General features: G+C 48.2%; 12 protein-coding genes. 1 reads left to right on the plus strand and 11 read right to left on the minus strand.

Annotation, left to right across the window (positions count from 1 at the left end; genetic code table 11):
- Positions 1 to 208: 208 nt before the first annotated feature.
- From ACXAC1_RS09735 to ACXAC1_RS09775, 9 genes are read right to left on the minus strand one after another with little or no spacing between them, the layout of a single operon-like run.
- Complete coding sequence (locus ACXAC1_RS09735) at positions 209 to 952, minus strand: hypothetical protein (RefSeq protein WP_475061321.1); 744 nt, start codon at positions 950 to 952, stop codon at positions 209 to 211.
- Entirely contained in the window at positions 943 to 1,839 is an 897-nt protein-coding gene (locus ACXAC1_RS09740; protein WP_475061322.1) for a metal ABC transporter permease, read from the minus strand. Before ACXAC1_RS09740 ends, ACXAC1_RS09735 begins: the two co-directional genes overlap by 10 nt.
- Positions 1,829 to 2,527 (minus strand): metal ABC transporter ATP-binding protein, encoded by a 699-nt coding sequence (locus tag ACXAC1_RS09745; protein WP_475061323.1) that lies wholly within the window; start codon positions 2,525 to 2,527, stop codon positions 1,829 to 1,831. Before ACXAC1_RS09745 ends, ACXAC1_RS09740 begins: the two co-directional genes overlap by 11 nt.
- Positions 2,524 to 3,375, minus strand: coding sequence for a metal ABC transporter solute-binding protein, Zn/Mn family (locus tag ACXAC1_RS09750; RefSeq protein ID WP_475061324.1), 852 nt, complete (start codon positions 3,373 to 3,375; stop codon positions 2,524 to 2,526). Before ACXAC1_RS09750 ends, ACXAC1_RS09745 begins: the two co-directional genes overlap by 4 nt.
- 8 nt (positions 3,376 to 3,383) lie before the next feature.
- Complete coding sequence (locus ACXAC1_RS09755) at positions 3,384 to 3,824, minus strand: SH3 domain-containing protein (protein ID WP_475061325.1); 441 nt, start codon at positions 3,822 to 3,824, stop codon at positions 3,384 to 3,386.
- The gene (locus ACXAC1_RS09760) at positions 3,811 to 4,116 is read right to left on the minus strand and encodes a hypothetical protein (RefSeq protein ID WP_475061326.1); all 306 of its coding nucleotides are present in this window, start codon (positions 4,114 to 4,116) and stop codon (positions 3,811 to 3,813) included. The genes ACXAC1_RS09755 and ACXAC1_RS09760 overlap by 14 nt, the downstream gene beginning before the upstream one ends.
- A complete protein-coding gene (locus ACXAC1_RS09765) occupies positions 4,116 to 4,925 on the minus strand; it encodes a DUF4198 domain-containing protein (RefSeq protein WP_475061327.1) in 810 nt (269 codons plus the stop codon). The genes ACXAC1_RS09760 and ACXAC1_RS09765 overlap by 1 nt, the downstream gene beginning before the upstream one ends.
- 16 nt (positions 4,926 to 4,941) lie before the next feature.
- Positions 4,942 to 5,415, minus strand: coding sequence for a DUF2271 domain-containing protein (locus ACXAC1_RS09770; protein WP_475061328.1), 474 nt, complete (start codon positions 5,413 to 5,415; stop codon positions 4,942 to 4,944).
- Between the two features lie 14 nt (positions 5,416 to 5,429).
- Positions 5,430 to 6,035, minus strand: coding sequence for a PepSY-associated TM helix domain-containing protein (locus tag ACXAC1_RS09775; RefSeq protein ID WP_475061329.1), 606 nt, complete (start codon positions 6,033 to 6,035; stop codon positions 5,430 to 5,432).
- Between the two features lie 108 nt (positions 6,036 to 6,143).
- Here ACXAC1_RS09775 and ACXAC1_RS09780 point away from each other — a divergent pair, with 108 nt between their 5' ends.
- Positions 6,144 to 7,835: a flavodoxin domain-containing protein gene (locus ACXAC1_RS09780; RefSeq protein ID WP_475061330.1), complete on the plus strand. Its 1,692-nt coding sequence runs from the start codon at positions 6,144 to 6,146 to the stop codon at positions 7,833 to 7,835.
- On the opposite strand, the gene ACXAC1_RS09785 is transcribed toward ACXAC1_RS09780, so the two are convergent.
- Positions 7,836 to 10,250: a YbcC family protein gene (locus ACXAC1_RS09785; RefSeq protein WP_475061331.1), complete on the minus strand. Its 2,415-nt coding sequence runs from the start codon at positions 10,248 to 10,250 to the stop codon at positions 7,836 to 7,838. It abuts the gene before it with no gap.
- Positions 10,250 to 11,812, minus strand: coding sequence for an NADH-quinone oxidoreductase subunit L (locus ACXAC1_RS09790; RefSeq protein ID WP_475061332.1), 1,563 nt, complete (start codon positions 11,810 to 11,812; stop codon positions 10,250 to 10,252). The genes ACXAC1_RS09785 and ACXAC1_RS09790 overlap by 1 nt, the downstream gene beginning before the upstream one ends.
- Between the last annotated feature and the right edge of the window lie 5 nt (positions 11,813 to 11,817).

Raw genomic sequence — 11,817 nt, forward strand, 5'->3', positions numbered from 1 at the left:
TTATACAGGTTATTTTTAATATTAATGAGAAGCGAATGCTAAACGATAATGAGTGTTATTTGAACAGTTGATTTGCGTTTTTTTACACTAAATTTGCATTGTTTTAATTTGAACGAAAAAAGCGGAGTTCAGAAACTGAACTCCGCTTTAGCAGGCGAGCAAGATAGTCGAGAGAAAAGCGCTCTGTTTGGAACGTTGAAAACAGTAATTACGGCATGGATTGGATAGCTTGTTGCCAGCGTTCAATAAATGGCACATCACTGTAGCGACTGAAGTCGTCTACCTGCCAAGTGCTTGCTGAAGCCTTGCTTGAGAGAGTGACGGTGTTTAACCCCTCTGCTTCAGAAGCATCAAGAGTGGGCAGCAATAATCCCTTGCTAAACGGTTCTAATGAGGATTTATCCAACAGAATAGCGTCATAACCCTTCATTAGTAATGCGTCATCAATATCCAATGCTAACTGACGTAACGCCACACTAGTCGTTTGATAGTTCTGACTGATCTGCTCTGCGTATTCTGGCCATAGGGTGGACAAGTCTCGCTTTAAAATACCGAGCATGAGCAGAGCATTATTGGTATTTAGCCAAAAGTACTCATCAGCTTGATGGGTTGCGACTTGCTCTCCACCAGGGATCAAGGCTTTGGCGATATCAATCGGCACAATGCGAATATTACGACTACGTAAAGGCACGTAGAATGCGAGGTCTGGACGGATAGAGCTGATGTTGACGATGGCATCAAAGTGCTCCATGGGTTCCGTTGCTGAGCGATTTAACCAACTCGGTATACGGTTGATCGGTAAGCGAGTAGGGGGTAAGTAGGTCACCTCAATGGGTGTGTTTTCGCTAAGAGCACTGCTCATGCTGTGGGCAATCGGTGACACCGTCGCGAGGCTAGCCGCGTGTCCAATATTGGCAAGAAGAGCGAACAGACTGATTAGGATTATGCGCATGCCGGTTGTCCTCCTTTACGCAATGAATAAACAGAGATAGCGATCACAAACCAAACACACGCCACCAGAATGATGGCGGGACCTGTGCCAATGGCCCACTTCATATGCATGGGCAGTAGCACGCCAATCAAGGCGCTGGTAGTGGCGATCAGCACGGAATACCCCACCATGCCACGTAAGTCCCGAGCCATTAATCGGGCGCTGGCCGCTGGGATTAACAGTAGAGCCCCGACCAAGATGGCACCGATGATTTTGACGGCTGCTACCGTGACTAATGCAATCAGTAGCACAAAGCCATAATCATGTAGCGTGGTGCGAATGCGTCGTGAACGTGCGATGTCTGGGCTAAGTGCGTTCAAGTAAGCATCGTTGGCACTGAAAAACGCGAGGGCTAAAACCACGGTGGTGATGAAAGCCAAAATCACTAAGTCATAGGCGGAGGCCGTTAAGATAGAACCAAATAACACTTGTTCTACCAAGTGTGCATTGATCTTTTTCGCGACAAACATCAGTAATGCTGCGCCGAGGGCCAAAGCAAAGGCTAGGAACACCCCAATCAAAGCATCATAGGGAACAGTCGTTCGGCCTCGTACCCATTGCAGTGTTAGAGCAAATAGGACCGAGAAAGCGAATAGACTGATCCATGGCTCGGTGACGGGCTCTCCCATCAATATGCCGATAGAGACACCGGTTAACGCACTGTGTCCAACCGCTTCAGATAAGAACGCCAAGCGTTTGACCACCACCAAGGTGCCTAATAAGCCGAGTAGAGGGCCGATCATCAGGCAGGCGATAAAGGCATTGACCACAAAACCATAACTGAACATGGTGGGTAAGATGCCAGCGTCCACTAGCCCTGAAAAGAAACTGTGTAGATTAGCTAGCATGACGAAGACCTAAATGAAGACTGTTTATCTTGGTAAAAATGGCGTCAGGGGCATCATGGTGCTGCAAACCGCCATCAATCCATGACAGAGTATCGCAATGAGCCTGTAAGATTTGCCAGTCGTGTTCGATCATTATGAGTGAGCCACCTTCTGCTTTGAAGGCGCAAAGAATCTCGATGATTTGTTCTCGGCCCGCCTTGTCGACCCCTGCAAGCGGCTCATCCAGCAATAAAATGTCGGGTTTGTATACTAGGGCGCATGCTAATAGGATACGCTGGCGCTCCCCTGACGATAGGGTGCCAAGGCGCTTACTGAGTAGCCCTTTAATGCTAACTTTTTCAATGACTTGCTCTATGTTGGGGTTACCACGATAGCGACGCCATACCGGTTGCTTATCACAATGCATGCGCAAGAAATCCAGCGCCGTCACGGGAAGAGAAGCATCAAAAGGTGATAACTGAGGCATGTAGCCGATCTGTCCACGATCCGACGGCCAATGTAAGGCTATTTCCCCCACATGATTGTGAAGGCCTGCGATGGCTTTGAGTAAGGTGCTTTTGCCGCCGCCATTGGGGCCAGCAATGCCATGCCACAAGCCACCCTCTAGTTGCAGGCTTAGTGGTGTCACGAGGACTTGTCCTTTTACTGTGACACCGACATTAGATAAATGAAGACTTGGTCCCATCATGAACTCAGTGCCTCGGCCAGTTTGCTTAAGTTGTGCCCCATTTCTTGCTCGACTTGATCTTTACTGTACGCGCCGTGAGTCATATGGCTGAAGTAATAAATTTTGATCCCAGTCTCACGTTCGATCAGATCCACGTATTTGTTTTCCATGTTCAGCTCAGTGAACAGTACATCAATGTTCTGCTGACGAATCGTTTCGATGGTTTCTTCCAGTTGCGATGCAGTGGGGGCAACGCCGTGGGCAGGCTCGATTACGGCAGAAACCGTTAAGCCAAACTCTTGTAATAGGTAAGCGTAGGCACCGTGTGTGCTGGCAATACGCAGCTTGCTAACGTCCTTATTTAGCAGTGCTTGCTGAACCGGTTTCTTTAATGCTCTTAACTTTTTCGCGTATTGCAGCGCATTCTTAAGGAAGTATGCCTTGTTGTCTGGATCTAAAGCACCCAGCTCTTTAGCGATGGTGTAAACCTGACGAATGGCAGCGTCAATGGAAACAAAGGTATGGGGGTTTACTTTTTCGTCATGTCCGATCAGAGGGACATCCTTGTTGGCGTAAATGACAGTCAAGTTTTTGGGGTGGAGACGGTCAACGGTATTGGTCGCAAACATGTCGTGACCGATGCCATTCACTACCAGCGCGTCTAAACTGTTGAGGCGCTCAATATCGGCAGGGTTTAGTTGGTAATTATGCGGGTTAAAACCACTGTCGATCAGTGGCAGCACATCGGCTTTATCTCCCACGATATTGCTCACGTAGGAATAGTAAGGGTGCAATGTGATGCCAACTTGCAAACGGGCACTTGCCTGTGAGCTGAGTAACACCAAAAGACTGAGTAAAAGTAAACGCATGGGAGTTCCTATTGGTTAAGCGAATGCCAATCAAGAGAAGCGTGGCAATCAACGGCTTGTTCTGATGGTGCCCAGTGAGCATCCCAGCCTTCTTCATGACGTTCGATAACGAACACATATTGACCTTGGAACAAGCTAAAGCAGTGTTCGTCTTGCTGAGTAAATGACTGGTTTTGGTAAGTAGGGAAAGGGAGGTCGGTCAACTGATATGGCGCATTTATCAGCTCTGCTTGTTCCAGCAGTTCGATCTCCTCTACCGCGTTGCTCACCTGAGTTGCTAAATTGCTCAGGTGATTGGGCAATTCTGGCAACGCTTTAGGAGATGCAGAGTGGATCAGTGAAAGCAAGATGACGGCACAAATCAGTACCGCGGCGCATACTAACAAAAAGTTACGGGTCTCGCCGCGCCCATCCGCTGGTGCAATGATCTCAATATTAGAATTCGGCATAGTCGAACTCAGCAGGATCTTCGTGGCCTGGATCGAAGATTAAATAATATTCACCCTCAGGCTGAGCGAGACGAATTTCACCATCGTCATCTGTGGTAAGGGTTTGCAGCACGTCATCGTCATAGCTACGGACTTCCACTTGTTCGTTGTAGGCGGCTGAACCATCGCTGTACGCAGCCACGCAAACCACTTCTTGTTGATTCAGTTGACAATCTAAGGTCGGGTAATGAGCCATGGCTTTGCTCGAAAGCAAAGCCATTGCGCTACCCAGTATTAAGGCAGCTTTGGTCATTATTCGTACACCACTTCAAAGGTGTAGAACACAGTGTAGGCTTCTTTATCTGCCAATGGATCACTGCTTGGGCCACTGTAAGATACCGCGGCACTATAACGCCCTGCATTATCTAGAGTAAAGCTAGCAACACCAGATTTATCCGTGCTGACTTCAACAGGCTCTTCAGCAATGCCGTAAATTGCCGATTCTGCTTTCACTACCACTTTAGCACCCGCTAGTGGCTTGCCATCCATCAGAGTTTTGATTTCGATTTCTTCGCCGTTAATGTAGTCGGCTGGGTGAGTCACTGGCACCATTTCAAAGCCTTGGTTGCTTGGCTTCAATACCGTATCCGTTGGTGCTTTGCTGGTGATGTATGTCACACCAGTACGACCCATTTTCATGGTTTCGATGTTTTTCGCATCCGCTGGGATTTGGTCAGCCATTTCTTGCTGGTTGCCACGTAGACGCTTACGAGTATTGCGTTCACCTATTTCATAAGTAGTCATGTAGCCAGGCATGCTGGAACCATAGGTGATCTTGTAAGTACCTTCTTCAGTGACGGCCAGATCAAATGATGTACGAGTGGCGCCTTTTACCATGGTGCCAAGGTCACGAATGCGCTTACCGTCAGGGCCGTAAACCGTCACATTATCAGGAGAAACTGGTTTATCAAAACGGTAAACGTTGTGCGTTGCCGTCACATCAACGGCCACATTTGCTGGTACTGCTGATAGAATGGACTTGTTTGGTAACACCATAATATCGTGAGCAAAGCTTGAGCTTGTCGCAACGATAGCCAAAGCACAAAGACTTGTCTTAAACATATTCAATCCTAACTATTTAAGGGTTAATGGAAATTTGGATGGGGCCGATTTCAGCATCTGCAGGGATGCTGTACTGTTTGGCGTTATTTAGGTCAATTTTGGTTTTCACTAAAGAGCGGCCGCCATTTTCTCGGGCAGCTTCGATGTATAGGGTGAACTCGCTCCAGTCACCAAGATCTAGGGTTTCTTGGTAATGACCTGGTCCTTTTGTTGCACCGGTTAAGCTATCAACATGGGCATCATAGCGACCAATTTTTCGCCACCAGCGGCGCAGGTCTTTCAGCCATTTGTCTTCTTTGCCTTGTAAGTGCCAGACCAGCAGAGGTTTAGACTCTTTACCTTGTTCAGCCCAAATAGCCACATAAGGGCGAGCGTATTTACCAGTCGTTACTTGAGGAATATCGAAAGACACCTCCATTGACGCTGCATGCGTAATACCGGCAAAGCTTAGCGTTGCGGCCAACATAGAAGTTTTAAACAGTGAGCGCATCAAGCTCTCCTTTGTTAATGCATTAGAAAAATAGTCACTACCATGACAGTTGACCCGAGCCCAACCCAGCTCAACGTACTTTGTCGTTGTAAGGCATTAGTCAAAAGCAACCACAGTCCAGTAGCGCAAAAGACAAACATACAAATGCCAGCTAAATCCGAGAGAAAGCGCCAAAACCCCGTCACGTGTTTGCCACGGTGTAAGTTGTTAAGCATTTCTAAAAATGGCAAATCGAGCACAAACAGCTCAGCGACCTCATCCTCTGGGTAGACTTCAACGGTATAGCTACCCTCTGGGGTTTCTAGGTTAAGAATCAGCAACGACTCTTCCAATTCCCAGCCAATTTCAATATCAACACCATGAATACCGTGTTCGATGTCCAACCAACTTAAGACACCAAATGCGGTTTGCGCAGACTCTGTCTGCCAATCTTGTTCGAGCAAGTATTCCGGCAAATCAAATGTTTGGTTGACTTGTCGAGTCTCTCCTAGGTGCCAAGCTGTATGGTTCAACAGCACCCCAGTCAGAGAATAAAACAGCATCAGTAAGAGCACTGGCGCAGCACTGTAAATATGCAGCCATCGTGCCCAGTGGTTGATGGTTGAGAGTCTGGTTGTCATTAAATAGCATTCAAATGTAAAATTTTTGCTAATGATAATCGCTTGCAATTAGGTTTTGCAATATAATATCAATTATTATCAATAATATTTTCAATAAGTGAGGGTTGGGTGTCATCAACTTGGCTAACAAAGGCTGTGCTTCAGTTTGAACGTGCGCTGTGGCTGGTAAGCATCGGCATGCTGTTTGTGCTGGGGTACTTTTGGGGCGTGCTGGAGTTCGGTATGAGCCATCCTGTATCACTGATGACATCACTGGAAGTATTAAGTGGTTTTGAATTTTCCGGTCGATCGGTGCATCAATTGCCAGGAGGGGTTTGGGCACACATCAGCGAAGGCGAAGTGGGTTACATTTTTACTCGCGCTGAACTGCTTTTGATCTCAGTAGTGACCTTTTTCTGTCAGATAGCGCTCGCCATCGTTATGGTGCTCTCTCTGATCTCATTGCGAGATAAGTCCTATCGTTTGTATGCGGGGGTGGCCTTGTATGCCAGTGGTTTGCTTATGGTCTCACCGCTTTACTCACTGTACGAATCCGGTGCGGTATTACCTTGGTGGGAATTAGTACGTGTGGCAGGCGCTCTATTATGTGTTCGCTGGGCTGCAAAATCTTTACCTGTTCCACAGACCCATAGTCAGGCGCTCATCGTCTACGCCAGCCAAACAGGCAGTGCAAAATATCTTGCTCAACGTTTACACGATACGGCTCATGCATTAATGGATATCGCCTGTGTCTCGACGCTAACGGAGCAAACATTAAAGCGTTATCAGCGGGTTTTCTTTGTAGTGAGTACCTACGGGCAAGGAGAAGCACCTGACAGCGCTCGACGGTTCGTTAATACATTGCAGGGGGCCAACTCGGCAGCCTCTCAAACCCAATTCAGTGTGCTTGCGTTGGGCGATCGGACTTATCAAACGTTCTGTGCATTCGGTCATTATTTGTCTGAGCTACTGGAGCAGAAAGGCTACCAACGAGCCATTCCTACAACGGAAATTGATCGAATGGATCCTCAAGGGGTTGCTCATTGGTGGCAGCAAGTTGGGGAATTGCTTGGCATTCATACTGCGCCTGAATTATTTGAATACGATGACTATACGGTGGTAGCGAACGAATGCTTGAACCCAGAACAAACGCATCGCTTGGCTCATCGAGTGACATTGTTTTGTGCGAATGCGCGCTACGAAGCTGGTGATCTATTGGCGGTACAGCCTGAACAGAAGGATGAGCACGAGCGTCTTTATTCGATTGCATCTTACCAAGACAACACAATAGAGCTATTGGTGCGTCAGCATATCCGTGCCGATGGAACCATTGGGCTGGCATCGGGAATGCTGAGTCGGTTGGCAGCGGGGGATCGTATTTCAGCCAGTGTGCGTGAGCATACGACTTTTCACCCTAAGGCAAACGTTCCTTGGATCATGATTGGTGCCGGCACTGGGCTTGCGCCGTTTATAAGCTTTTTAAAGAAACGCCAAGCAGAGCAAGACAGTGCCCCATGTTGGCTGTTTTTCGGTGAGCAATATGTGGAGCATGATGCCTACTTTGCCAAAGACCTGACTGCGTTCCAGGATCAGGGAATATTGACCCGTTTAGATCGAGCATGGTCTCGTAGTGATGGGGTCTATGTTCCGGACTTATTACAGCAGTCCCACAAGGTCATTCGCCAATGGGTGGCAGAACAAGGAGCGCATGTTTACGTGTGTGGTAGTCGAGAGGGTTTTGGAGAGTCTGTGCTCGCGACTCTCCAAGATATTTTGCCGGAACCGCAGTGGCAGTCTCAACTGCATACGGACCTTTATTGATTAATCATTAGTGGGGCAAGGGTGCCACTCACCAGCATGAAAGCGGTGGATGGACTGGTCTTGCCATTGGAAAACATAAAGCCACTGGTGGTTGATCAAGTGTTGCAGCAATGCATGTTTGGCAACCACCGCCGCAATAGCAGACTGCGGCGCACGAATATAGACCGCTAATCGCTGGGGTGTGTGCATCCATTGCTGGCCATCGTGCAGAGACTGCATGGCGAGCCCAATACGCAAGTCACCACCGTTCCCCTCAAACACACCAATATGATCGCCCACAGCGTTATGCAATACTTTATTACCGCTGCCGAACTTAAAGTTATCGGTAGTTGATAAGTTGTATTGCATGTTAATCCAATGGGTGACCAGCATTGGAGCCGTCATCAGCCGTTCTAACACGGCGCTGTCTGGATCAAGGTGAAAGTCGTAATCGTGTAAAAAGCAGCGACCATTAAGATCTAAAGCTCTGGTGTACTGGCGTGGCGCAATAATAAAGGCATTATTGTCCGCTAAGCCCCACTCAGGTCGTGTTTGTGACCAATCCTTGGCTCGCTTTAAATAGGCTTCATTACGTTCCTGCTTATCCATTTCCAGCAAGGCCGGATCAAGTCGAGGCGCCCGTTCAAGTTGCGTTAGATAAGTGGCTTGCTGCAGCCAGTCATAAACAAAGCTGTCACGAACTTCTTGGAAGCAAGTGACATGATCAGTCATTGTGTTATGCAAGGCGGCGACAAACTGGGTATGGTTAGGGATTTCGTATCCAAGTTTGGCTAATGCCTCACGCACTTGGGTGTCATTCAGCAACTGAGCCAATACGCGGACGTTCACTTCCCCCGTTTGTCCGCCACATGCGCCACATTCCAACCCAGCGCTTTGCAAGTTGTTGCAGCTATGGCTGCCATGCCCCACCAGCAACACAGTGGTGGCGTAATAGCGTAGCCCCATGGTATCCAGAACCCCTTTTGCCAAAAGTGCTTGGTCATCAACACTCAAAGCATGGCCTTGACGGGTTAACGTCCAATGGGTGGCATCGGTAGGCGATAAGGCGTGACCTTGATCGCCTTTTAGACTCTTTTTGAACAGCTTAAAGGCATACCACCAGCCCATGGACTCAACCATGGAAAAAGTTGCCGCGGCCGCATTGCCCCAGCGGTTCCAGCCAGCATGGCGACTGGTTTGTGCCAGCTTATGCTCGTTTGGTGTACTCTCGAAGACGCGAATGGAAGCAGGAACCAGCCCCGGTAATTGTGGTCGTGACACTTGAGTGCCAGCTTGCTCGTACTCAATGGGCAGACCGAAGAACCCTGCGAATCCATAGGTTTCAATCTCACGACTTTGGCTTTCTAGAGCGCGGCGATACACTTCTGAACGTACATCGATACAAAAAATGGCTTGCAGGGTTGCATTGTCTGAGGGGGTAGTAGGTTGCACGTTAACGAGCTGTTGTTGCAAACGGTGTTGTTCACTCAGCTCTAGCGCACGGGCCCAAATGCGGGGGATGCTCAGAGCATCATGATGTTGACTGCGCAACTCGTGAGTATGCAGTAGCTGCTGTCCCCAGCGCTCCTTTAATGCATTGAATTCATCTGCTTGGTGTTTCTCCAAGTAACGCCAAATAACCAATTCCCAAGCTAACTTGATGGCAAGCAAAGAGCGCACATCGTCTTGGCTCTTGCCGACTTTTTCTGCTTCGAAAGCACGATAAGCCAAATAGGCCCCCCAACCATTAATGTCTAGGAGCAATGCTTGACCGTAGTTGTAAATGCTTTGGCTGGGAACTTTTAATTCGTTGATGGCGGTGGCAAACAATTGCTCTTGATCGTCTGGTAACAAATCAAATTCATCATCTAGATGGCTTTCTGACAGGATGATCGATAAGCCTCGGTCCATACGAGATACTTGCAGCCAATGTTGGTACAGGTTTAAAGACTGCTGGCGATATTGGCGCTGGAGCATAGGGCGCTGATCTTGATAATGGGCAGCACAGAACTGACTAATTTGATGAGTGATCTCGTCGTGCCACGACATTTTATGATTGCTACGAGTTAAATCTGCCCAATCGGCAATGTTACGCCAGCTTTGCACGCGTCCTGTGTCTTTGCTCAGGTGAACAATCAACGCTTCCGCAGATAGGTTAAGCCCGTATTCATGGGCGGCTTGCAGAAGTTGTTGATTTTGAATGCGGCCTTCTTCGTACCAACTTAAGTAAGTTTCTACTGGCATGTGACAGCGAATGCCAGCCAATAAGGACATGTCGGTGGCGACGTTATCAAACGGGCGATCCACCAAGTTCCAAAGTGGATTCACTGCAATCATGCGATCGAGTGGCCAGTTTGGCGCTAGACATTTTGTGGCATGTTGTAGCGCCTCTTGCTGCTGTGTTGTCAAGGATTGGGAGACAGTGAAATCAGACATTATTTTTTCCAACCTTTTGACAGATTAGGGAACAGCAATGAAACACCATGGTGTTTCGCTTTTGAGTAAGCCGGTAGTGCAACAGGCCAGATTTTTAAGGTCACCTTGGTGAACCATTCGTCCATATAAAGGCCGGCAAATAAAATCACTGAAAAGCGATTTACCCAAGCGAGATGGGCGTAATAACGCAAACAAACCGCTAACATGAATAAGCTGATGAAAATTCCTGAAACCCAAAGGTCAGCGGCACTACAAGGGATTTCTGTGTGGGCTGTAATATGTCCATGAAACAGCGATCCAAGCGCTGTCTTTAAGCCTCCGTAGAGTAATGACAGGCCAAATGTGAGCACTAGCAATCGAGGCCAAGGCACCGGTTTGGGAATACTGCGTCCCTGTGCAACCAACACCGTTAACGCGAGTGCCATTAAGAGCCAAGGGCTCAGCGGGCCTTGATAATGCCAAAACAGAGCCGAAAAAATAACGGTGACAGCACTAAATAAGAATGCTGACAGCCAGATAATAGGATTGGGCGTATCGTCGGGGGCGGCATTACGCGTGAGAAATTCCTGAACCGCACTACTAGAGTTTAAAAATGCATGAGCTTTGTATACGGAGTGCGTTAATAGATGCAGAACCGCTAGTTCGTATAAGCCCAGAGCGCACTCTAAAAGCATTAATCCCATTTGAGCACTGGTCGACCATGCGAGACGTACCTTAACGCTGATACGTGTTGTCATAATCAGGGCACTGAATAAGGTTGTGAATCCAGCAACAATGAGCAGTAACCAAGTGGCTGAATGACTTAGGTGTAGCAATGGATAGAACGTGAGCACCAGATAGCCACCTAAGTTGATGATGCCGGCATGCAACAATGCACTGATGGGCGTTGGCGCTTCGACAACTTGCATAAGCCAACCATGCACAGGGAGCTGTGCGCATTTCATCAGTGCTGCGACGGCGATAAGGCAAGCCGCTATTTGCTCTGACATTGATAAGCTACCGTCTATATCTGACATTAGCTCAAGCAAATACCAAGTTTGATGTTCCCAATAGAGCAATGCGAAAGCAACTAGCAAGGACAGCTCGGCCACCCTAGCAAGAATGAATTTTTTGTGGGCCGCTAAGATTGCGCGGGGGCGCTCGGGATAAAATGTGAGTAGAAAGTGAAGGCCAAGGCTAATGCCTACCCAGCCAATCCAGAAACCAAGCAAGTGATTGCTCGATAGCGTCAAGGTGACGGCGGCTAAGGTGAGCATAAGCCAGCGGTAATACTGTGCGACCCGTTGCTCCCCTTTCATATAATGCTGCGAAAACTGCACCAATACCCAGGTCATAAAGACCACCAGTATGAGCATCAGAGCACTCAGTAACGACCCGTGAAAAGCGGCTTGAGGATCAGGCTTTGTGACAAGCCAAGAGCTCAAAATGCCGACCAAAAGCAGAGGCGCACCGCGTACCGTCCACAAGGCCATGTAAGCGGCGCGATGTTCCAGTTTTGACAAACCGCATAAAATCCCTGAAACAGCGAACAGGGCAGGTAAAAGAAACGTCATTAAAGTCATAGAAG

It is taken from the genome of Marinomonas sp. AWM4_232 (assembly GCF_056158325.1).